Origin of the sequence: Leucobacter iarius (assembly GCF_039530105.1) — a bacterium.
GTDB lineage: Bacteria > Actinomycetota > Actinomycetes > Actinomycetales > Microbacteriaceae > Leucobacter > Leucobacter iarius.
On record NZ_BAAAOB010000001.1, the window covers coordinates 1,006,160 to 1,027,628 of the forward strand.

The 21,469-nt window shown below is 70.3% G+C and carries 18 protein-coding genes; 10 read left to right on the forward strand and 8 right to left on the reverse strand.

Features of this window, described 5'->3' with window-relative positions; genetic code table 11:
- The first annotated feature begins 21 nt into the window (after window positions 1-21).
- Window positions 22-249, forward strand: coding sequence for a twin-arginine translocase TatA/TatE family subunit (gene tatA, locus ABD169_RS04385; RefSeq protein ID WP_046456038.1), 228 nt, complete (start codon window positions 22-24; stop codon window positions 247-249).
- 114 nt (window positions 250-363) lie between these two features.
- On the opposite strand, the gene purF is transcribed toward tatA, so the two are convergent.
- The gene (gene purF / locus ABD169_RS04390; RefSeq protein ID WP_046456037.1) at window positions 364-1,824 is read right to left on the reverse strand and encodes an amidophosphoribosyltransferase; all 1,461 of its coding nucleotides are present in this window, start codon (window positions 1,822-1,824) and stop codon (window positions 364-366) included.
- A gap of 108 nt (window positions 1,825-1,932) precedes the next feature.
- Here purF and purM point away from each other — a divergent pair, with 108 nt between their 5' ends.
- Window positions 1,933-3,042, forward strand: a complete 1,110-nt coding sequence (gene purM, locus ABD169_RS04395; protein WP_344029789.1) for a phosphoribosylformylglycinamidine cyclo-ligase — start codon at window positions 1,933-1,935, stop codon at window positions 3,040-3,042.
- 235 nt (window positions 3,043-3,277) lie between these two features.
- Here purM and ABD169_RS04400 read toward each other — a convergent pair whose 3' ends face one another.
- A complete protein-coding gene (locus tag ABD169_RS04400; protein WP_344029792.1) occupies window positions 3,278-3,463 on the reverse strand; it encodes a DUF3073 domain-containing protein in 186 nt (61 codons plus the stop codon).
- A 129-nt stretch (window positions 3,464-3,592) separates the two neighbouring features.
- Here ABD169_RS04400 and ABD169_RS04405 point away from each other — a divergent pair, with 129 nt between their 5' ends.
- Window positions 3,593-4,237, forward strand: coding sequence for a hypothetical protein (locus tag ABD169_RS04405; protein ID WP_344029795.1), 645 nt, complete (start codon window positions 3,593-3,595; stop codon window positions 4,235-4,237).
- A gap of 27 nt (window positions 4,238-4,264) precedes the next feature.
- Here the strand turns inward: ABD169_RS04405 and ABD169_RS04410 are convergent, their stop codons facing one another.
- Entirely contained in the window at window positions 4,265-5,557 is a 1,293-nt protein-coding gene (locus ABD169_RS04410; RefSeq protein ID WP_344029798.1) for a DUF445 domain-containing protein, read from the reverse strand.
- 60 nt (window positions 5,558-5,617) lie between these two features.
- On the opposite strand from ABD169_RS04410, the gene ABD169_RS04415 reads away from it, so the two are divergent.
- Both ABD169_RS04415 and ABD169_RS04420 read left to right on the forward strand, forming a co-directional pair.
- The gene (locus ABD169_RS04415; protein ID WP_344029801.1) at window positions 5,618-9,829 is read left to right on the forward strand and encodes an efflux RND transporter permease subunit; all 4,212 of its coding nucleotides are present in this window, start codon (window positions 5,618-5,620) and stop codon (window positions 9,827-9,829) included.
- A gap of 6 nt (window positions 9,830-9,835) precedes the next feature.
- Window positions 9,836-11,674: a DEAD/DEAH box helicase gene (locus ABD169_RS04420; protein ID WP_344029804.1), complete on the forward strand. Its 1,839-nt coding sequence runs from the start codon at window positions 9,836-9,838 to the stop codon at window positions 11,672-11,674.
- 82 nt (window positions 11,675-11,756) lie between these two features.
- Here ABD169_RS04420 and ABD169_RS04425 read toward each other — a convergent pair whose 3' ends face one another.
- Both ABD169_RS04425 and ABD169_RS04430 read right to left on the reverse strand, forming a co-directional pair.
- Window positions 11,757-12,047, reverse strand: coding sequence for a DUF4287 domain-containing protein (locus ABD169_RS04425; RefSeq protein WP_344029807.1), 291 nt, complete (start codon window positions 12,045-12,047; stop codon window positions 11,757-11,759).
- A 41-nt stretch (window positions 12,048-12,088) separates the two neighbouring features.
- On the reverse strand, window positions 12,089-12,445 hold the full coding sequence (locus ABD169_RS04430; RefSeq protein WP_344029810.1) for a cupin domain-containing protein: 357 nt from the start codon (window positions 12,443-12,445) through the stop codon (window positions 12,089-12,091).
- Between the two features lie 78 nt (window positions 12,446-12,523).
- Between ABD169_RS04430 and ABD169_RS04435 the strand changes: the two genes are divergently transcribed.
- The 3 genes from ABD169_RS04435 to pip all read left to right on the forward strand — a co-directional run bounded on the left by ABD169_RS04435 (window position 12,524) and on the right by pip (window position 17,009).
- On the forward strand, window positions 12,524-13,528 hold the full coding sequence (locus ABD169_RS04435; protein WP_344029812.1) for an ArsR/SmtB family transcription factor: 1,005 nt from the start codon (window positions 12,524-12,526) through the stop codon (window positions 13,526-13,528).
- A 229-nt stretch (window positions 13,529-13,757) separates the two neighbouring features.
- Complete coding sequence (locus ABD169_RS04440) at window positions 13,758-15,854, forward strand: acyl-CoA dehydrogenase family protein (protein WP_344029815.1); 2,097 nt, start codon at window positions 13,758-13,760, stop codon at window positions 15,852-15,854.
- Window positions 15,855-16,031: 177 nt separating this feature from the next.
- Window positions 16,032-17,009, forward strand: a complete 978-nt coding sequence (gene pip, locus ABD169_RS04445) for a prolyl aminopeptidase (RefSeq protein ID WP_344029818.1) — start codon at window positions 16,032-16,034, stop codon at window positions 17,007-17,009.
- 24 nt (window positions 17,010-17,033) lie between these two features.
- Here pip and ABD169_RS04450 read toward each other — a convergent pair whose 3' ends face one another.
- A complete protein-coding gene (locus tag ABD169_RS04450; protein ID WP_344029821.1) occupies window positions 17,034-17,930 on the reverse strand; it encodes an ABC transporter substrate-binding protein in 897 nt (298 codons plus the stop codon).
- 483 nt (window positions 17,931-18,413) lie between these two features.
- On the opposite strand from ABD169_RS04450, the gene ABD169_RS04455 reads away from it, so the two are divergent.
- Complete coding sequence (locus tag ABD169_RS04455) at window positions 18,414-19,034, forward strand: hypothetical protein (RefSeq protein ID WP_344029824.1); 621 nt, start codon at window positions 18,414-18,416, stop codon at window positions 19,032-19,034.
- Between the two features lie 153 nt (window positions 19,035-19,187).
- Window positions 19,188-20,075: a KPN_02809 family neutral zinc metallopeptidase gene (gene ypfJ / locus ABD169_RS04460; RefSeq protein ID WP_046454825.1), complete on the forward strand. Its 888-nt coding sequence runs from the start codon at window positions 19,188-19,190 to the stop codon at window positions 20,073-20,075.
- Here the strand turns inward: ypfJ and ABD169_RS04465 are convergent.
- Complete coding sequence (locus ABD169_RS04465) at window positions 20,072-20,464, reverse strand: DUF2510 domain-containing protein (protein ID WP_344029827.1); 393 nt, start codon at window positions 20,462-20,464, stop codon at window positions 20,072-20,074. The two genes, ypfJ and ABD169_RS04465, sit on opposite strands and share 4 nt — an antisense overlap.
- A gap of 77 nt (window positions 20,465-20,541) precedes the next feature.
- A complete protein-coding gene (locus ABD169_RS04470) occupies window positions 20,542-21,456 on the reverse strand; it encodes a LysR family transcriptional regulator (RefSeq protein ID WP_344029830.1) in 915 nt (304 codons plus the stop codon).
- Between the last annotated feature and the right edge of the window lie 13 nt (window positions 21,457-21,469).

The following is a 21,469-nucleotide window of genomic DNA, read 5'->3' on the forward strand; positions in this document are numbered from 1 at the left end:
ACTCGATCGGAGCGATCCCACATGCTTGGCAACCTGAGCGGATGGCACTTCGTCATCATCCTCTTCATCATCCTGCTGCTCTTCGGCGCGCCGAAGCTGCCGGCGCTCGCCAAGAGCCTGGGCCAGTCCGCACGGATCCTCCGCAAGGAGGTCTCGAACGACGCCGACAAGCCGGCCGAGGCCGACGGCACCGCGAAGTCGGAATCCGCTGACCCCGATTCGGGCAAGCCGGCTCCCGAGAAGCCGTAGCGGCTCCCCACGAACTGCGAAAGCGGGCGATCACCTCGGTGATCGCCCGCTTTCTTTGTGCTTCGGTGAGCGTTGGGAGCGGCTCGTTGCTCGAAACCGCCGCGCCCAACCCGACTAGCTGGTCTGGCTCGACTCCACCCAGGCGAGGTACTCCTCGTCGACGTCGCCGGCGATGTACTCGCCCGTGAAGCAGCTCTGTTCGAGCCGGGTCACATGGCTCTGGCCGGCCATGATGGCCCGGTCCATGCCCTCGACGGTCTGGTAGATGAGGTGGTCGGCGCCCAGCTCGGCGGCGATCTCCTCGGTGGTGCGACCGTGCGCGATGAGCTCGGCGCGCGTCGGCATGTTGATGCCGTAGACGTGGGGGAACAGCACCGGGGGAGCGGCGGACGCGAAGGTGACCGACTTGGCGCCGGCTGCACGGGCCATCTCGACGATCTCGCGCGAGGTGGTGCCGCGCACGATCGAGTCGTCGACGAGCAGCACGTTCTTGCCGCGGAACTCGGCGTGCATCGCGTTCAGCTTCTGCCGAACGCTGCGCTTGCGCACCGCCTGTCCGGGCATGATGAACGTGCGGCCGACGTAGTGGTTCTTGAAGAAGCCCTCGCGGTAGGGCACGCCGAGGCGCTGCGCGAGCTGCATGGCGCTCGGTCGGCCCGAGTCGGGGATCGGCATGACGACGTCGATATCGAGATCCGGCAGCTCGGCGCGGACCTGGTCGGCGAGCTCGTTGCCGAGCCGCAGCCGCGCCTCGTAGACCGAGATGCCGCTGAGCACGGAGTCGGGGCGCGCGAGGTAGATGTACTCGAAGGCGCAGGGCACCAGCTCGGGGTTCTGCGCGCACTGGCGCGACGACATCGTGCCGTCGGGCGAGATGAGGATCGCTTCGCCGGGCTCGACGTCGCGCACGACCTCGTAGCCGCCGGACTCGAGCACGAGCGACTCGGACGCGACGATCCAGTCGTCGCCCTGTTCGGTCGACCGGCGACCGAGCACGAGCGGGCGGATCCCGAAGGGATCGCGGAAGGCGAGCAGGCCGTGCCCGGCGATCATCGAGATCACGGAGTAGGAGCCCTCGATCCTGCGGTGCACCCGCGCGACGGCATCGAACACCTGGTCGATGCCGAGCGACGAGAGCCCGCGGATGCCCGACTGCAGCTCGTTGGCGAGCACGTTGAGCAGCAGCTCGGTGTCCGAGTGGGTGTTGAGGTGGCGGCGATCCACGTTGTAGAGCTCCGCGGTGAGCTCGCGCGTGTTCGTCAGGTTGCCGTTGTGCACGAGGATGATGCCGTAGGGGGCGTTCACGTAGAACGGCTGCGCCTCCTCCTCGCGGTGGGCGTTGCCGCGTGTCGCGTAGCGCACGTGCCCGAGGCCGACGGTGCCGGCGAGGCTGCGCATGTCGCGGGTGCGGTACGCCTCGCGCACCTGTCCGCGTGCCTTGACCATGTGGAACTGGTCGCCCTCGGCGGTCGCGATGCCCGTCGAGTCCTGTCCGCGATGCTGCAGCAGAAGGAGGCTGTCATAGATCTGCTGGTTGACGGGATCCGATGAGACGATGCCGACGATGCCACACATGCTGCGTGTGTTCCCCTAACGAGACGGGCGGGAGGCCACGAAAACGAGACTCCGACCAGTCTCCCACATCCGGCCTGGACTGCGGCCGCGACCGGGTACGCTGGCAGGGTGAGCGAGAACTCGTCGATCTATGCCCAGTCCGGAGTCGATACTGCTGCGGGTGACCTCGCCGTCGAGCTGATGAAGTCCGCGGTGGCGCGGACCCACGGTCCCGAGGTCATCGGCGGGGTGGGCGGTTTCGCCGGCCTCTTCGACGCGTCGGCGCTCAAGGAGTACCGCCGCCCGCTGCTCGCGAGCGCGACCGACGGCGTCGGCACCAAGGTCGCGATCGCGCAGGCCATGGACATCCACCACACCATCGGCCAGGATCTCGTCGCCATGATCGTCGACGACATCGTGGTGGTCGGCGCGAAGCCGCTCGCCATGACCGACTACATCGCCTGCGGCAAGGTCGTTCCGCAGCGCATCGCCGACATCGTCCGCGGCATCGCCGAAGCCTGCGAGGCCACCGGCACCGCCCTCGTCGGCGGGGAGACCGCCGAGCACCCCGGCCTGCTGGGCGTCGACGACTACGACGTGGCCGGCGCGGCCGTCGGCGTGGTCGAGGCCGACCGCGTGCTCGGGCCCGAGCGCGTCGCCGACGGCGACGTCGTGCTCGCGATGGGCGCGTCCGGTCTGCACTCCAACGGCTTCTCGCTCGTGCGCCACATCCTCGCCGAACGCGGCATCGGCTACGCCGACCACAGCGCCGAGCTCGGCTCGAGCTATGGCGAGGCGCTGCTCGTGCCGACCGCGCTCTACACCTCGCCGCTGCTCCGCGCGATCGAAGATCCCGAGCTCGACGGCGCGATCCACGCGCTCAGCCACGTCACCGGAGGCGGCATCGCGGCGAACCTCGCCCGCGTGCTGCCGGTCGGCTCCTGGACCGAGGTTGACCGCGCCAGCTGGTCGCCGCTGCCCGTGTTCCGTCACCTCGCCGATCTGGGCGGGCACTCGCTCGAATCGGTCGAGGGCGCCTGGAACCTCGGCATCGGCATGTTCGCCGTGGTCGAGGCCGCGCGCGCCGAGCGGGTCGCCGAGCGGCTGCGCGCCGAGGGCCTCACGGTCTGGCAGACGGGTACCGTCTCGACCTCGGCCCGCGACTTCACCGGCTTCGAGCAGGGGGCCAAGGGCGTCGACGGCGGCGCCGTGCGCCTCACCGGAGCGTTCGCGGCATAGCGTTCGTGACCTGATGCTCCGCGATCGCGGAGCGACACCGCCGAGGGCGGGCACCGACCGAGTCGGTGCCCGCCAGCAGCGCATCCGCCGTACCGCAGCGGAACCGGTGGTTGCCCGGACAGCAAGAAGACCGTGCGATCACGAACGTCGGGGACGTGATCGCACGGTCTCGTGCGTGAGAAACGACGAACGCCCCGTCGCACGGGGCGTTCGGCTCAGAGGGTGAGGACCTGCCTCACTTCTCCTCTTCGTCGCCGGAGTCGTCGTTGTACTTGTCAGCGTATTCGGCCCACGCATCTTCGTCCGAATGCTGCCCCGCTGCGAGCTCTCGCTGCAGCTGAGACAGGTCGGTGTTGGGGCTGAAATATTTCAGCTCCCGTGCGACCTTGGTGTGCTTTGCCTTTTGACGGCCGCGCCCCATGCGTGACCCCCTTACACATTCGGGCCCCGCGAAAGAATGTTCCGCGAGGCATGGACCTGACAATATCGACGTATGGGCGCAAGCTTATCACGGTCCGCTTCGCCCACGCCCGCGAGCTAGCATGATCGCGTGAGTGCAACCCAGCCCAGACGACGCCCGGCTCGAGCGATCCTGATCGCCGTGCTCGCCGTCGCCGTCGTCGTGCTCGTCGCCGTGGTCGCGATCCTCGTGCCGATCCTGACCCACCAGAGCGCCGGAGGCTCGGGACAGGCCGTCCCGCAGGGCTTCGCGAGCGAGTCGACGGCCACCGGCGCCGACGGTCGCACGCGCACCGTCGAGGTGCGCACACCCGACGGGAAGCCCGCGGATCTCGCGCGAGTCGCGCCGGGGAGCGAACTCGTGGTGACCGGGACCGGCTTCGATGCGTCGATCGGCATATACGTCGGCGTGTGCGCGATCCCGGCCGAGCCGGGCCGCAAGCCGTCGCCGTGCCTCGGCGGGATCCCGAAGGGAGCCGAGCGGGGGAAGGCCGCGAAGGAGGGCGCGCAGCCGAGCGTCTGGATCACCGACGACTGGGCCTGGAAGGCGTTCGCGAGCCACGGCTACGCCGACGCGGCGAAGGGCGCGTTCACCGCCCGCGTGCTCGTACCGGAGGCGAGCTCGGACGGCCTCGACTGCCGCAAGGTGGCCTGCGCCATCACCACGCGCGCCGATCACACCGCGGCGCAGGATCGGGTGCAGGACATGCAGCTGCCGATCGCCTTCGCGCAGTAGCGCGGCGCGGACCGAGGCCGGGCGGGCTCAGCTCACGAGCGGGGCGATGACCAGGGTCGCGATCGTGTAGATCGCGAGACCGGCGAGCGAGCCGACCACGGTGCCGTTGATCCGGATGAACTGCAGGTCCTTGCCGACCTGGAGCTCGATCTTCTCGGCGGCCTCGCTGGCGTCCCACCGCTGCACCGTCTCGGTGACGACGCTCGCGATCTCGTGGCGCGAGCGTCGGACGACGTGCTCGACCGCGTTCATCACCCAGACGTCGATCTTGTACTGCAGGGTGGCGTCCTCGAGGAGGCGGCGGCCGAAGTCCTGCATCGCCGAGACCAGCCGGGTGCGTAGCTCGCTCGACGGGTCGGCGAGCATCTCGACGAGCGCGGCGCGGGCGGAGGCCCAGGTGCTCGCGGCGAGGGCTCGGATGCGGGGGCTGTCGAAGATCTCGTGCTTCAGCGCTTCCAGCTGATCCTGCAGCTCGGGCTTCTGCCCGAGGTCCCGGGCCAGATCGTGCAGGAAGCTGTTCGCCGCCGCGCGGAACGGGTGCGAGCGGTCCCTCGCCACGTTCTGAGCGAAGCGCACGGCCTCGGCGTGCAGGCGGTTGTCGACGAAGCGGTCGACGATGCTCGGCACCCAGCTGGGCAGGCGGGAGGAGACGACCCGGTCGAAGGCCTCGGGATGGGCGACGAGCCAGTGCTCCAGGTGATCCGCCGCAATGTCGATGAGCGATTCGTGGTGGCCCGCGTCGAGCACCGTCTCCAGGCCGTGGCCCACGGTGGGCCCCCACTTCGGATCGACGACGTGCTTGCGCACGAGCCCCTCGATGAGGTCCTGCACATCGCGATCGTCGAGCACTGTGAGCGCGGCGGTGCCGGCCTCGGACAGGATCGTGCCCGCGCGCTCGGCGTTGCCGGGATCGCGCAGCCACTCGCCGGCCATGCGCGCGCCGCTGATCTCGGAGAGCTTGGCGTGGACGACGTCGTCCGCGAGGAAGTTCTCCTCGATGAAGGACCCCAGTCCCTCGCCGATCTCGTCCTTCTTGTTCGAGATCAGATTGGTGTGGGGGATCCGGAGCCCGAGCGGGTGCCGGAACAGGGCGGTGACGGCGAACCAGTCGGCGAGGGCGCCGACCATGCCTCCCTCGCTGGCGGCGCGCACGTAGCCCAGCCAGGGGAACCGCTGCTGCAGGGCGAACGAGACGACGAAGACCACGCCCATCGCGATGAGGAGTCCCAGCGCGATGGCCTGCATGCGCCTCAGCTGCGCCAGACGCTCGAAGTCCGCTGGGGTGACGGCACCGAGGGTGCGGCGGGTGCGAAACGGCATTGCAGCATTATCCACCCGCGCGGGGCCGCCGTGTCACCCGCGCATGGAAGAATGAGGCCCATGCATCTCCTCACCAGGCTCAGCCTGAAGAACCGCGCGCTCATCGCACTCGTCACGGTGGTCGCCGCGGTCTTCGGAGTGATCAGCATCGGCTCCCTGAAGCAGGAGCTCATGCCCTCGGTCGAATACCCGGCCGTGGCGGTCATCACCAGCTACCCGGGCGCCTCTCCCGAGGTGGTGAGCAACGACGTCTCGGGTCCGATCGAGACCGCGCTCAAGAGCGTGCCGAACCTCGAGCACACCACGGCGACCTCGTCGACGGGCGCTTCGACCGTGGTCGCGCAGTTCACCTACGGCGTCGACACCGCCGCCACGCAGCAGAAGGTGGAGCGGGCCATCAGCCGGCTCTCGAAGGTGCTGCCGAAGGACGTCGACCCGCAGGTCATGTCGGGCAGCATCGACGACTTCCCGGTGGTGCAGATCGCCGTGACCCCGCCCTCGGGCGGCGACGCCGAGACCACGGCGAAGGCGGTCGAGCGCCTCGCGGTCCCCAAGATCAAGGACCTCACGGGCGTGCGCGACGCCCAGCTCGTCGGCGCTCGCGGCGACCGCGTCACCGTGACCCCCGACCTCGCGAAGCTGGGCGAGGAAGCCCTGACCGCGCAGTCGATCACCGATGCGCTCCAGCAGAACGGCGTGCTCGTCGCCGCCGGCACCGTGACCGACGGCGATCGCACGCTCGCCGTGCAGGCCGGCTCCAAGATCTCCAGCGTCGACGACATCGCAGCGCTGCCGCTCGTGCGCAGCCCCGAACTGCTCGCGGCGAAGGCGCAGCAGCAGGCCGCGCAGCAGCAGGCGCCGCGCCCGGGTCAGCAGCAGGAGCAGAGCGCGGCCGCGCAGGGCCAGGGGCAGAGCCAGGGCACCGCGCAGGGGCAGACCGCCACGGAGCCGCTGCCCACGGTCACCATCGGCGACGTGGCCAAGGTCGCGCTCGAGCCGAATCCCGTGCAGGGCATCTCCCGCGTCGACGGCAAGCCGGCCGTCACCATCGGCGTCACCAAGATCTCCTCGGCCAACACGGTCGACGTCTCGAAGGCCGTGCACGACGAGCTGCCGAAGCTCGAGAAGGAGCTCGACGGCGCCAAGCTGACGGTCGTCTTCGACCAAGCGCCCTACGTGGAGCGCTCGATCCACTCGCTGACCACCGAGGGGCTGCTCGGACTCGGCTTCGCGATCATCGTGATCCTGGTGTTCCTGCTCTCGGTGCGGGCGACCATCGTCACCGCCATCTCCATCCCGACCTCGGTCCTGCTGACCTTCATCGGGCTCAACTTCGCCGACTACACGCTGAACATGCTGACGCTCGGCGCGCTGACCATCTCGATCGGCCGCGTGGTCGACGACTCGATCGTGGTCATCGAGAACATCAAGCGGCACCTCTCGCATCCGGGCGTCACCGACCGGGGGCCCGCGATCGTCGCGGCGGTGCGCGAGGTCGCGGGCGCCATCACGGCGTCGACGGCGACGACGGTCGCCGTGTTCCTGCCTATGGCCTTCGTCAGCGGCATGGTCGGCGAGCTGTTCCGTCCGTTCGCGTTCACGGTGACCATCGCGCTCATCGCCTCGCTGCTCGTCGCGCTCACCATCGTGCCCGTGCTGGCCTACTGGTTCATCCGGGTGAAGCACGCTCCTGCCCACGCCGCGGGGAACACGGCGCACGCGGCCGAGCACTCGGGGCCGGCCATCGACGACGAGCCCGAGAACGCGATGCAGCGCGGATACCGCCCGATCATCGGGTGGACCCTCGCGCACCCCATCATCACGCTCGGCGTCGCCGTCGCGATCTTCGCGGGGACCATGGCGGCCGCGCCGCTCATGAAGACGAACTTCCTCGGTTCGGATGAGCAGAACTCGGTCGGCCTCACCCAGGCCCTCGCGCCGGGCACGAGCCTCGACGCGCAGCTGAAGCAGGCCGAGCGGGTCGAAGCCGAGCTCAAGAAGATCTCCGACGTCGAGACCGTGCAGGTCACGATCGGCAGCTCGGGCGGCGCCGCGGCCATGTTCGGCGGCGGGGGCAGCGACGGCAGCGTGACCTACGCGATCACCACGCGCGAGAACGCCGATCAGGCCGCGGTCCAGGATCGGATCCGTACGGCCGTCGACGGCCTGAAGGACGCCGGCGACTTCTCGATCGGCAGCTCGGGCGGCGGCATCACCCAGTCCAGCGCCATCGAGGTGCAGGTCACCGCTCCCGACCAGAAGACCCTGGTCGCCGCGAGCGACGCCATGGTCGCGGAGCTCAAGAAGCAGAAGGGCCTGATCCAGGTCGAGAGCGATCTCGGCCAGTCCCGCCCCTACCTGCAGGTGATCGTCGACCGCGACAAGGCAACGCAGGCCGGCCTCAGCGAGGCCGCGGTCGCGGGCATGGTCGCGCAGCGCATGCAGCCGGCGCAGGTCGGCCAGGTCGTGCTCGACTCCACCACCACGTCCGTCTACCTGTCGCTCGGAACGGCCCCCGCGAACGAGGCGGCGGTCAAGGCGCTGCCCGTGCAGACCCAGTCGGGCGAGGTCCGCCTCGACAACCTCGCGACTGTCAAGGTCGCCGACGGTCCGGTCTCGGTGAAGAGCGAGGACGGTGCGCGCATCGTCACGGTGTCGGCGCTGCCGAAGGGCGACGACCTCAGCGCCGCGGGCACGCAGGTCAACAAGGCCCTCGACTCGGTCAAGCTGCCCAGCGGGGCGAACGCCCAGATCGGCGGCGTCATGTCGCAGCAGGGCGAGGCCTTCGGGCAGCTCGGCCTCGCGCTGCTCGCCGCGATCCTCATCGTCTACGTGGTCATGGTCGCGACCTTCCGCAGCCTGCTGCAGCCGCTGCTGCTGCTCATCTCGGTGCCGTTCGCGGCGACCGGCGCGATCCTGCTCCTCATCCTCTCGGGCATCCCGCTCGGTGTCGCCTCGCTCATCGGCGTGCTCATGCTCGTGGGCATCGTCGTGACCAATGCGATCGTGCTCATCGACCTCGTGAACCAGTTGCGCGACCGGGGCGAGAGCCTGCATCACGCGGTGATGCACGGCGCCTCCCTGCGTCTGCGCCCCATCGTCATGACGGCGCTCGCGACGATCCTGGCGCTCGTGCCCATGGGCCTCGGCATCACGGGATCCGGCGGATTCATCTCGCAGCCGCTCGCGGTCGTGGTGATCGGCGGTCTGCTCTCCTCGACCGTGCTGACCCTCGTCGTGCTGCCCACCCTCTACTACGCGGTCGAGCACGGTCGCGAGCGACGCAAGGAGCGCCGTGCCGGGCGCCGCACGGGCGGCGGACGTCGTCCGAAGCTCGGCGGTGGTGCTGCGGCTACGGCTGCGGCAGCCGTCGGCGCACCCGCGCTCGCAATGGCGGGTGCCGGTGCGGTCGAATCGGACGCCGCGGGCACCGACGTGCTCGGCGCGGACGCGCCGGTCCTGCCGGTCGTGACTGACGGCCTCGCGTCGTCGGCCGTGGCGGCGCCGGTCTCGGCGATCGAGCACGTGGCCGAGGATGCCGTCGCGCCCGAGCTGCCCCCGCTGGCCGAGCAGATCGACGAGGTCTCCTCGGAAGACCCGGAGGAGTCGGAGGTTCCGGAAGCGGAGGCCGCGGAGGTTCCGGAGGCGACGCTCGAGGCCGACTCGTTCGTGCCGGCGTCAGTGCCGGTGCCGGGGGAGTCCGCTCCGATCGAGCCGCTGGCCGAGACCGCGATCCTGCCGGTCCCGGCGACCGCGACAATCCCACCGGAGCCGGAGCCGGAGCCGGAGCCGGAGCCGGCGGGAGAAGCGCCTGTCGCCGCGCCCGTGGCAGACATCGATCCCAGCGGATCCGACGAGCACCCCGATCAGGGGGCCGAGGCCGAGGTCTCGCCCGAGCTCTCCGCGCTGCTCGAGCGTCTGGGCCTGCCCCTCGACTCCGAAGCCGAGCCGGCCGAACCCGAGAACGACTCCGTCGATCCGGTCGAGTCCGTGACCGAGGCGACCGACCCCGCACCCGAGTCCGAGCCGGAACCTGAGCCTGCATCGGAGCCGGAACCCGAGCCCGAGCCCGAGCAGGAGCCCGAGCCCGCAGCACCCGCACTCGATCCCATCGAGCTGCCCGCGGCACCCGAGCCGGATCCCGCGAAGCCGGCTCCGCCGGTCACCGGTGAGCTCGACTGGGCCGAGCTCATGTGGCAGGCCACGCACGACGCCGAATCCGACGGCGACCAGCACGACGGCCCGGGCTCCGGCCCCGCCGCCCAGCGATAGGCAGAGATGAATCAGCGTCGGCGCGGCTACCGCGCACCATCCGACTACAACCCCAACCGAGGCAAGTCCTCCGGGCGCCGCGGGCGCCCGGGCGGGCGATTCGGTGACGACCGGCAGAACGCCCCCGCCGACTCCCCGGAGCGTCCGCGGCGCGACTCCGATCCGCGCGCCGGGCAGGACCGCGGCACCGAGCGCCGGGGTTCGGACCAGCGCGGCGGCCGGGACACCGGCCGCGACGCCGGTCGCTCCGACCGCGCCCGACGGGATCCGCGGGACCGCGGTGCCGCCCGGAGCGAGCGCCCCGATCGCGTGAACGAGGGGTCGAGGGATCGCGGATCCGGCCACGGCTCGGGACGCCAGCGCGAGTCGCACCGCGACGCCGCCGCGCAGAACGGCGGTGCACGGGTCTTCTCGTTCGACGCCGACGGCATGCCCCGCGGCGGTGCGCCCGGCGAGGGGCGACCGCGTTCGGAGCGTCCGCATCGCGAGCACGGCGAGTCCCGCGGGCACCGCCCGCAGGCTGCCGGCCATCGCCCGCAGGATCGACGCGAACCGCCGCAGCGCGGGTCGCAGGAGCACTCGGTCTCCTTCGAGCGGCTCGAGGCGAAGCGCACCTCGGCGGAGGACGTGCGGGGTCTCGGCTTCGCCGACCTCGGCCTCGGCGGCAACATCGTGCGCGCGCTCACCGAGCTCGGCGCCGAGCGGCCGTTCCCGATCCAGGCCGCCACGATCCCGGACGCCGTCGAGGGACGCCACCTGCTGGGTCGGGCCCGCACCGGATCCGGCAAGACCATCGCGTTCGGCGCCGCTCTCGTCGAGCGCATCCTGAAGCTCAAGGCCGAGGGCGTGTTCCGCCCGGATCCGCCGAAGCAGCGCCGCGAGCGCGGCGTCGCGCAGAAGCGGCAGAAGGGCGAGAAGCCGAGCGTGCGCGCGCCGAAGGCGCTGATCCTCGCACCCACCCGCGAGCTGGCCCTGCAGATCGACCGCACCGTGCAGCCCATTGCACGGTCGGTCGGGCTCTACACCGGCCAGTTCGTCGGCGGATCCCCGTTCGAGCCGCAGTTGCACGCGCTGCACCGCGGCGTCGACATCGTGATCGGTACGCCCGGCCGCATCGAGGACCTGGCGCAGCGGGGGATCCTCGAACTGCGTGACGTGCACGTGACCGTGCTCGACGAGGCCGACCACATGTGCGAGCTCGGGTTCCTCGAGCCCGTGCAGCGGATCCTGCGCCGCACCGAGCGCGGCGGGCAGCGCCTGCTGTTCTCGGCCACGCTCGACTGGGGCGTGCGTGACCTCGTCGACGAGTTCCTGCGGAACCCCGCCGTGCACGAGATCGCGGAGGACGCCGAGGTGCAGGGCGATGTCACGCATCGCGTGCTCGTCGTGCTGCGGGAGGACAAGGACGCGGCGCTGGTCGAGCTCGCGCGCCGCGGCAAGCGGGTCATCGTGTTCTGCCGCACGCGCGCCTACGTCGACCGCTTGGCGGAGCTGTTCGCCGAAGAGGGCCTCCGCGTGACCGCGCTGCACGGCGACCTGGCCCAGGCGAAGCGCGAGCGCAATCTCCAGCGCTTCGCCGAGGGGAAGGTTCCCGTGCTCGTCGCGACCGACGTCGCCGCCCGCGGACTGCACGTCGACGACGTCGACCTGGTGATCCAGGCCGATCCGCCGGGCGACGCCAAGACCTACGTGCACCGCGCGGGACGCACCGGCCGGGCCGGCCGCGACGGGGCCGTGCTGACGGTGATCCCGCGCACCCGGCAGAAGCGTACGCGCGAGCTCTTCGAGCAGCTCGGGATCGAGCCCGACTCGTTCGGCGACTTCGCACCCGGCGACGAGCTGTAGCGGGCCGAAGCGACCGCGCGCCCGATCGGATCGAGCTCTCGGCTCGATCCGATCGGGCGCGCGGCGCCGTGTTCGAGCGCGGTCAGCCGGCGGGGTTCGAGTCCTTGCCGTCGAGCCAGAGCACGTCGCTCGCGTCGGCGTGCGTGCCGTCGGAGCCGACGTGCTTGTCGCTGATCTGCGGTCCCTTGGTGATCACGTGCACGAGCGCCATGCCGTGACCGCGGCCGAGGCCGTAGTCGGCCTGCAGCCACTCGAGGATCGGGGTGGCCTTCGTGCCCGGCCCGAACCCGCGCTCGTCGGCGAGTTCGATGAAGCGGCGCGGCGTCAGCCCGGTCTTGGTCTCGATGTTGTCGAGGTAGCTCTGGAACGACATGGGGGTCTCCTTCGGTGGGGTGGCCGGTGCCGGCCGGGTGGTCAGTCGAGGTCGGTCTGGATGATGACGGGCGAGGCGTGGATCCCGATGACGCGCAGCGGCCCGGATCCGGAGTTCTCGAAGCGGTGCGGCATGCAGGGCGGGCCGGTCACGGTGTCTCCAGCCGTGCCGCGGATCGATGCGTCGCCGACGGTGAAGGTCGCCTCGCCCTCGAGCACGATCCAGGTCTCGGCGTACGGGTGCCAGTGGAGACCGGTGCCGCGGCCCGGCGCGTAGTCGATGGAGAAGTAGGAGACGCCCGCACCGTGGTCCATGCCCTGGAAGCGGCGGGTGCCGCCCGTGCCGAACGCGATCTCCTCCGGTGCGACCAGCGTCGCTGCGGCCGGGTTCTCGGTCATGATGCGCTCCTCTCGGTCGGTGATCCTGCGCTGGGTCCACTCTCCCGGTCTCCGGCTCCGAAAATGTAGAGTTTCGATATGGATCGAAAGGCGGCGCAGTCGCATCACGTCGATTTCCGGCTCAGTCCCGGCGATATCCAGGCCGTGCGCTTCGGCATCTCGCCCGGGCACGAGCTCGCGCACGCCGTGCGGGTGCTGCTGCGCCCGGCTCACTACCCGCTGCAGTGGGGATGGCTGAAGCAGGTGCGGGATCGGATGCCGCGGGAGCCGTTCGGGCTGCTCTCGGACGTCATCGGAGCCGACGGGTACCTGCCCGACTTCCTCACGACGACCGCGCGCTGGGATCTGACTCCCGAGGCCGAGCTCGCAGCGCTGCGCGCGGCGGCACTGCCGGGCATGCGCGTCGACCTCGGCAAGATGGTGGACCGATCGAGCGGGGAGCGGCGGGCCGCGCTGGAGCGCATGCGCGCGGATCCCGAGCGGGCCCGCGCGCGGATCGCCGATGCCTGGGCGCAGGTGTGGGAGGCCGCGCTCGCCCCGGTGTGGCCGCAGCTCGAGCGGATCCTGCGGGCCGACATCGCGGTGCGGTCGCGGACGGTCTCGGCCGATGGGCTGGCGGCGATGGCGTCGCGGATCCACCCCGCGGTGAGCTGGGGTGACGGCGCGGTGCGCGTCGTGCTGCGCAAGCACAGCGAGCAGGTCGACTGCCGGGGGAGCGGACTGGTGCTCGTGCCCTCGGTGATGAGCTCCTGGGGATGCATGGTGCTGACCGAGCCGCCGGCCCAACCCACCCTCTACTACCCCGCACGCGGGGTGACCGCCGAGTGGGCGCGGGATTCTGGCGCGGCGCGCGACGCGGTCGCGGCGCTCGTCGGTGCGGCGCGGGCCGAGATCCTGTTCGCTGCGCACGTCGCGCGCACGACCTCGCAGGTCGCGGCCGACGCCGGCCTGGCGATCTCGACGGCGTCGCACCACCTCTCGGTGCTGCGCGGGGCCGGTCTCGTGTCAAGCACCCGCGAGGGTGCGCGCGTGCTGCACCTGCGCACCCCGCTCGGCGAGGCGGTGATCGGCCAGGCGATCTGAGGGCGTGCTCATCGGCCCGCCGCCGCCCGCGACGCATGGCGCTGATCGACAGTGCGGGGCGGTTCTGTTTGGAGAATGCGCACAATCGACGCGGGCGCCGATGCGGCACCGCTTTGTGGGGTCGAATCGGATCGATTGCCGTTGTCGGAGGTCGCTCGTAGCCTGGCGATATCGCCCGCCGCGATGCGCGCGGGCGCCGCCGTTCGTCTTGGATCGTCGAGGAGCACAGATGACCGCAACGCAGACCGTCGCCCAGCAGAGCGCCACCGATCGCGCCGCCGCCCCGCAGCGGGAACCCGCCCGCATCGACGTGCCGGCGGTCGCCGATGCGCTGCTCGGCCGCTGGAAGGAGGAGCGCCTCGCCTCCCGCAAGCTCGTCGAGGACCCGCGGCTGCAGACGATCCCGGGTCAGCCCATGCCCGAGCACCGCGAGCGCGCGCTTGGCCAGCTCGGCATCCTCGTCGAGGAGGGCGCGATCCAGCGCGCGTTCCCGAAGGACCTGGGCGGCGGCGACAACCACGGCGGCAACATCGCGGCGTTCCAGGAGCTCGTGCTCGCGGATCCCTCGCTGCAGATCAAGAGCGGCGTGCAGTGGGGGCTGTTCGGTGCGGCGATCCTGCACCTCGGCACGCGCACGCACCACGAGAAGTGGCTGCCCGACGTGATGAGCCTCAAGCTCCCGGGCGCGTTCGCCATGACCGAGATCGGACACGGCTCCGACGTCGCCTCGATCGGCACCACGGCGACCTACGATCCCGCCACCGAGGAGTTCGAGATCCACACCCCGTTCGCGGGGGCCTGGAAGGAGTTCCTCGGCAACGCGGCGCTGCACGGCCAGGCCGCCGTCGTGTTCGCCCAGCTCATCACCAAGGGCGTCAACCACGGCGTCCACGCCTTCTTCGTCCCGATCCGCACTCCCGACGGCGAGATGCTGCCGGGCGTCGGCAGCGAGGACGACGGTGTGAAGGGCGGCCTGAACGGCATCGACAACGGCCGCCTGCACTTCTCGCACGTGCGGATCCCGCGCGAGAACCTGCTCAACCGCTACGGCGACGTCGCAGCGGACGGCACGTACTCCTCGGCCATCCCGAGCCCCGGGCGTCGCTTCTTCACCATGATCGGCACGCTCGTGCAGGGCCGCGTCTCGCTCGACGGCTCGGCGGTGAAGGCGATGATGGCGGCGCTGACCATCGCGATCCGGTACGGATCCGAGCGCCGGCAGTTCCCCGGCCCCGACGGCCGCGAGACCGTGCTCCTCGACTACGGTCTGCACCAGCGCCGACTCATCCCGCGCATCGCCGAGACCTACGCCATGGCGTTCGCGAGCGAGCGCCTGCTGACCACCTTCGACGAGGTGTTCTCGGGCGTGCGCGACGACGACGCGCACCGCGAGGATCTCGAGACGCTCGCCGCGTCGCTCAAGCCGCTCTCCACGTGGGCCGCGCTCGACACGCTGCAGGAGGTGCGCGAGGCCTGCGGCGGCGCCGGGTTCATCGCCAAGAACCGCGTCGTCGGGCTGCGCGCCGACCTCGACATCTACGTCACCTTCGAGGGCGACAACAACGTGCTGCTGCAGCTCGTCGGCAAGCGCCTCCTCACCGACTACGCCGCGCAGTTCGCGGGCGGCGACAAGGCCGCGCTCGCCAAGGCGGCGGCCAGCCAGCTCGGCGACCGCGTCAGCCGCTTCGGCCTGCGCCAGATCGGCCAGAGCGTCGCCGATCTCGGTCAGGTGTCGCGCTCGGTCGAGCAGCTGCGCGAGACCGAGACGCAGCGCACGCTGCTCACCGATCGGGTGCAGACCATGGTCGCCGAGATCGCGGGCGCGATGCGCGAGGCGACGAAGGACGTGCCCAAGGGCGACAAGCGCGCGAAGGCGACCGCCCAGGCCGACGCGTTCAACGCGCAGCAGCACAAGCTGATCGAAGCCGCCCGCGCGCACGCCGAGCTGCTGCAGTGGGAAGCGTTCACCGAGGCGCTCGATCGTTTCGACGGCGAGACCCTGCGCGTGCTCACCTGGCTGCGCGACCTGTTCGGGCTCGGCCTGCTCGAGAAGCACGCGACCTGGTACCTCGTGCACGGACGCCTCTCGGGGCACCGCGTCGAGGCGATCACCGCCTACGTGGATCGCCTGATCGGCCGCGTGCGCGAGCACGCGCTCGACCTCGTCGACGCTTTCGGGCTCACACCGGGCATGCTGCGCGCCGAGATCGCGACCGGCATCGAGGCCGAGCGGCAGCAGGAGGCCGCCGACTACGTGCGGGAGCAGCAGGCGGCGGGCACCTGGCCGATCCACGAGAAGCAGCTGCGCAAGCAGCAGCAGGGGTAGAGGTAGGCGCGCCCGGCCGAACGGTAGGCACGTCGGCTCGTTCCGCAGGAGATTCGGGTTCAAAAGGACGGATTCGCGAGATGCGTCCTTTTGAACCCGAATCTCCTGCCGAACGGGACGCGCTCGAGCCTGGTCGGGCGGAGCATCGGCGCGAACCACCCTCACTAGGCTGAGGGTATGACCGCACCGCTGCGCACCCTGTACCCCGCGATCGAACCGAACCGTTCCGGCCTGCTGCCGGTGGGCGACGGGCACGAGGTCTTCTGGGAGGAGAGCGGCAACCCCGCGGGCAAGCCGGTCGTGTTCCTCCACGGCGGTCCGGGCGGCGGCTGCTCACCCGACCACCGACGGTACTTCGATCCCGCGAGATACCGCATCGTGCTGTTCGACCAGCGCGGCTGCGGCCGCAGCATCCCGCACGCGAGCGCGCCCGACGCCGACCTGTCGACGAACACCACCTGGCACCTCGTCGCCGACATCGAACGCCTGCGCGAGCACCTCGGCATCGACCGCTGGCAGGTGTTCGGCGGATCCTGGGGGTCGACCCTGGCGCTCGCCTACGCGCAGACCCACGCCGACCGCGTGACGGAGCTCGTATTGCGCGGCATCTTCACGCTGCGCCGCAGCGAGATCGACTGGTTCTACCAGGAGGGCGCCTCGCAGCTGTTCCCGGACGTCTGGGAGGAGTACCTCTCGGTGATCCCCGAAGCGGAGCGCGGGGACCTCGTCGCGGCATACCACCGCCGCCTGTTCGACGCGGACCCGGCCGTGCACACGCCGGTCGGTGTCGCCTGGACCGTGTGGGAGCACTCCACGATCCGGCTGATCCCCGACTCCGCGGCGATCGCTGCGGCCCGCACCGACACGGCCATGGCGGTCGCCTTCGCCCGCATCGAGAACCACTACTTCTCGAACGGCGGGTGGATGGAGGACGGCCAGCTGATCCGCGACGCCGCCGAGAAGCTCGCCGGGATCCCCGGGGTGATCGTGCAGGGTCGCTACGACGCCTGCACGCCGGCGACCACGGCGTGGGATCTGCACCGCGCCTGGCCCGAGGCGTCGTTCGAGATGATCCCCGACGCGGGCCACGCGGCGAGCGAGCCCGGCATCGTCGACGCGCTCGTGCGCGCGACGGACTCGTTCGCGGATCGCTGAGCGCAGCCGTCTCCGCCGGGACCGCTACGCCCGGGCGCCGTTGACCGTCGCGCGGTCGACGGCGCCGGACTCGACTCCGGCGCCGCGCAGGATCTTCCCGTACGTGCCGTCGTCCATCAGGGACTGCACCGCAGCCTGCACCGCCCGCGTGAGCGCACTGCCGCGGGGCGTCACCAGCCCGTACGGCGCAGCGTCGAACACATCGCCCGACAGCTGCAGGTGATCGCCCAGCTGCGCGACGGCGTCGCCGGCGATCGGGGAGTCCGCGGAGAAGGCGTCAGCGCCTCCCGAGGCGACGGCCTGGGTGGCTTCCGGTTGCAGGCTGAACGCCACGACCCGCAGCGGCTCCTTCCCCGCCGCCACGCACTTCTCGCTGCGGGCCGGGAGCTCCACGGTCTCCTGCACGGTCGTCGCCTTCACCGCGATCCGCAGACCGCACGCCCGGTTCGGATCGACCGGCTTCCCCTTGGGGGAGACCCACTGGGATCCTGCTTCGTAGTAGTCGACGAAGTCGACCGACTTCTGGCGTTCGACGGTGTCGGTGAACGAGGAGGAGCTCATGTCGAGGGTTCCTCCGTGGATGCGGGGAATGATGCTGTCGAACTGCATGGACTGCCACTGCGGCTTCAGCCCGAGTTTCGCAGCGACCGCGTCTCCGAGGTCGACGCCCCATCCGGCGGGTGCCCCGCTCGCGTCCTTGAACTCGTTCGGGGGATAGTTCGGGTTGATCCCGATGCGGAGGACGCCCCGGTCGCGCACGTCCTGCGGGAGCAGCTCTTCCGCGGCGGGGTCCGGCGCGATGTGCGAGATGAGGCTCGCATCGACGCTGCTGCGCGAGCCTCCGTCGTCGTTCGTGCATCCTGCCGTTCCGAACAGGAGCACTGCCGCGGCCAGAGGTGCGGTGAGGCGGGAAATCTTCATCGATCCGGATCCTTCTGCGTATCGGGGAGGTTGAATCAGGCTACCGGTTACCGAATCGGGATACGGGAAGGGTGACATCGCTCTCCGCGCCCGTGGCGGCTCGCCGGGTCCGGGCCGCCGAGGGCGCGGTCCCGTTCCGTCGGATCCGACCTGCGCGAACCTCGGGGGACCTCATAGAATCGGTCGCAGCGGGCGGTCATCGGCCGCGAACCGTCGGTGCGCACCGCACGGGCGGAGCACCAGCGGGAGCGCGACATGACCTTCTGTTCGCAAAGTCAGTCATGTGGACTGGGAAATCGTGTGATCCTGCGGATTTGGAGCTAGTTTCCGTGGGCATTTTCGCGGACAAACCTGCTCGTGGACACCAGCTAGACGGAACGTGTGTTCGGGCGGGACGGTCAGCGACCACTCCACCCGCGCGTAACGAAGAGTGTGAGGATTCGCCCCCGCCTGTATGCGTTGTGGTGGCGCTATGTTCAGGGCATGCAGATTCTTGGAACAGTGACCAGTCCAGACGTCTTCCAGCTCTTGAGCGGATTCCTTGGAGCTCTGCTCTCGGGTCTCGTCATGGTTCTCGTCCTTATCGTCACTCTGCGCGTCCAAACTCGGCAGCACCGGGAGCAACTTGAAGCGCAGAGAAAACAGTTTCTCGAACAGCGGGATGCGAACGAAGCGCTGTTGCGGAAGCAACTCGATCTTGAGCGGACGGACGCCACTCATCGAGAGATTCTCCGTCTACGGTTCAACGTTGTAATAGCAATTCTGGACCTTGAGCGCATTGCGACCACGCACCTCGATCGAGACAAGTACGCCGCGAGACGGTACGAGATTCTTGCGTTGAACCGAGCCATAATGTCTCACCTCCAGGCAAGCCGGCGGGCCGAGTACTCACGGATCATTGATCTTCATGACCGCGTTGCGATCACGCTTGCTCAGCGGGTCAACGCTGGTATTCCCACGGGTGCCGACTACGCAGCTGAGCACGGGAAGCTTGCTGGCTTGCTTGAGGCGTGGATCGACGCCTACATCGCTGGGAATGATGAGGAGAGGTTCGCCGTAAATGAGAAGGTGCGACGCTCGCACGAGAGCCTCGATGCAGTGTGAATCGTTGCTGCTCTCAAGGAAAATGGCGTCACGCGGGTCCGCAAGGAGTCCGAAAAACCTCTCCTCACGCCCTAGAATCGGTCACAACAGGCGGCCAAAGATCCGCATGAAATCAATGCTCGCAGCACCAGGCGATCACCAGCGGGAGTAGCTTTGACCTTCAACGACAACGCCCAGATCGACACCAGCGGCGTGCAGCGCCGTCGCGGCGGCGCCGGCGGCAAGGTCGCCGTGGGCGGCGGCATCGGCATCGTCGGCATGATCGTGCTCTTCGCGCTCTCCAACATCCTCGGCGTCAACCTGACCCCGCTCGCGAACTCGATCACGACGGATCCGGTCGGGACGGGCCAGGAGCAGGCCACGGGCATGGATCAGTGCGCCTCGGGCGCCGACGCGAACCGCGACGACGACTGCCGTCTGGCCGGCGCGAGCAACTCGCTCGACCGGTACTGGGCGGAGCAGGTCGGCGGGTACCGCTCGCCCGGCTTCGTCATCTACGACGGGGTCACGAGTTCGCCGTGCGGCACGGCCTCGAACGCGACCGGCCCGTTCTACTGCCCGAGCGACGAGACGGTCTACATCGACCCGACGTTCTTCGCGACGCTGCGCACCGACTTCGGTGCCTCCGCCGGTTCGCTCGCTCAGATGTACGTGCTCGCGCACGAGTGGGGGCACCACATCTCGAAGCTCATCGGATCCCTCCAGAGCGCGGGCAACGCCTCGGGCGCGAGCTCGGGGTCCGTGCGCCTCGAACTGCAGGCGGACTGCTTCGCGGGCGCCTGGGTCAAGGATGCGTCGACGATCCCCGACAAGAACGGCGTGCTGCTCCTGAAGCCGGTCACGAAGGCGCAGATCGCCGACGCGCTCGATGCGGCCGCGGCGGTCGGCGACGACAACATCATGAAGCGCTCGGGCCGCGGCGTGAACCCCGACGCGTTCACGCACGGCACCTCCGAGCAGCGGCAGCGCTGGTTCATGACCGGCTACGAGAAGGGCCCCAACTCCTGCGGCACCTTCGACGTGGCGGCGAACCAGCTCTAGGCGATCCGCTCGAACACCATCGTCGCCTGGATCCGGTCCCCGCCGCCGAGGCCCTTGCTCCCGGACGCCGCCGTGGTGATGGTGTGCAGGCGGTATCCGAGCGCGGCCTGAGCGTTGATCGCCTTCTCCAGCTCGGTGAGGTTGCCGGAGCCCGTTCCCCACATCTTCTCCTTCAGGATCACCTGCAGGACGACGTAATCCATCCCCTTCGCCGAGGGGCGGGGGCGCGCACCCGAGACGGCCTCGGACTCGATGTGATCGATCATTCCGCTGATGCCCGTGACCGGGGCCGGCGGCTGCACGCGATCGGTCCAGGTGGCACCGTCCCACCATCGCGTGGTGCCGGACCCGTCGTCGTACCAACCGGCCTGCGCGCTCGAATCTGCCATGGTGATCCCGTCTGTCCGGCGCGAAACGACACCGCGCTACTCATATGAACGGGAATATCCTGCCATAGATCCGGGAATTACGATCCCCGCGCGATGAGCCCGGCCATGGCGGAGCGCAGCGCCATCACGACGAGCTGCACCGAGCGCCGGTGCAGGTTCTCGGGACGAGTCAGCACGTCGATGCGCCGCGTGGCGCTGATCCCCGAGAGCGGGCGCAGCGCGAGACCCTCCGCCGCGCGGCCGACCGTGTAACGGGGGACCAGCCCGATCGCACCTCCCGCCGCCACCACCGACGCCACCGAGCCGTAGTCGTTGATGCGGTGCGCCACGGTCAGCGGGCGGTCGGCGAGCGCCGCGACGGATCCGAGCAGATCGTCGGGGGAGAAACCGCCGCGGCTCGTCACCCAGCGCTCCCCGGCGACGTCCGCGGGGCTCAGCGCGGAGCGCGACGCGAGCGGGTGGCCCACGGCGAGGGCCACGTCGATCGGTTCCTGCGCGAGGGGCAGCACCGTCAGGCCGTCGGCCGGCCACGGAGGGCTGTGCTCGAGGCGGTGCGCGAGCACGAGGTCGTGGTGGGCCGTGAGCGCCGGGAACTCCTCCTGCGAGACGTCCTCGTCCGAGAGGTGCAGCTCCGGGCGCTCGGGAAGCGCCTCGAGCTCGGCGAGCACGCGGCCGTAGAGCGCCTGCCCGACGCTGTGGAAGCCGCTGAGGGTCACCGCGCCCGTCGACGACTGCTCGAAGTCCTCGACCGCGTGGCGGGCGGCGGCCATCGCCTCGACCACGTCGACTCCGGCCCGGGCGAGCGCGCGGCCGGCCTCGGTGAGCGCGAGCGCGCGACCCTGCCTGCGGGTGAGCGGCGTGCGGAACTCCCGCTGCAGCGCGGCGATCTGCTGCGACACGGCCGAGGGGGTGACGTGCATCATCTCGGCGACGGCGGTGACGCTGCCGAGGGCCTCGAGCTCGCGCAGCACTTCGAGCTGTCGCAGTTCCATCAGCGCTCCGATC

Coding starts and splice junctions, on each gene's coding strand:
- tatA (WP_046456038.1), top strand. CDS start 22: ATGCTTGGCAACCTGAGCGGATGGCACTTCGTCATCATCCTCTTCATC.
- purF (WP_046456037.1), bottom strand. CDS start 1,824: ATGTGTGGCATCGTCGGCATCGTCTCATCGGATCCCGTCAACCAGCAG.
- ABD169_RS04400 (WP_344029792.1), bottom strand. CDS start 3,463: ATGGGGCGCGGCCGTCAAAAGGCAAAGCACACCAAGGTCGCACGGGAG.
- ABD169_RS04410 (WP_344029798.1), bottom strand. CDS start 5,557: ATGCCGTTTCGCACCCGCCGCACCCTCGGTGCCGTCACCCCAGCGGAC.
- ABD169_RS04415 (WP_344029801.1), top strand. CDS start 5,618: ATGCATCTCCTCACCAGGCTCAGCCTGAAGAACCGCGCGCTCATCGCA.
- ABD169_RS04420 (WP_344029804.1), top strand. CDS start 9,836: ATGAATCAGCGTCGGCGCGGCTACCGCGCACCATCCGACTACAACCCC.
- ABD169_RS04425 (WP_344029807.1), bottom strand. CDS start 12,047: ATGTCGTTCCAGAGCTACCTCGACAACATCGAGACCAAGACCGGGCTG.
- ABD169_RS04430 (WP_344029810.1), bottom strand. CDS start 12,445: ATGACCGAGAACCCGGCCGCAGCGACGCTGGTCGCACCGGAGGAGATC.
- ABD169_RS04435 (WP_344029812.1), top strand. CDS start 12,524: ATGGATCGAAAGGCGGCGCAGTCGCATCACGTCGATTTCCGGCTCAGT.
- ABD169_RS04440 (WP_344029815.1), top strand. CDS start 13,758: ATGACCGCAACGCAGACCGTCGCCCAGCAGAGCGCCACCGATCGCGCC.
- pip (WP_344029818.1), top strand. CDS start 16,032: ATGACCGCACCGCTGCGCACCCTGTACCCCGCGATCGAACCGAACCGT.
- ABD169_RS04450 (WP_344029821.1), bottom strand. CDS start 17,930: ATGAAGATTTCCCGCCTCACCGCACCTCTGGCCGCGGCAGTGCTCCTG.
- ABD169_RS04455 (WP_344029824.1), top strand. CDS start 18,414: ATGCAGATTCTTGGAACAGTGACCAGTCCAGACGTCTTCCAGCTCTTG.
- ABD169_RS04465 (WP_344029827.1), bottom strand. CDS start 20,464: ATGGCAGATTCGAGCGCGCAGGCCGGTTGGTACGACGACGGGTCCGGC.
- ABD169_RS04470 (WP_344029830.1), bottom strand. CDS start 21,456: ATGGAACTGCGACAGCTCGAAGTGCTGCGCGAGCTCGAGGCCCTCGGC.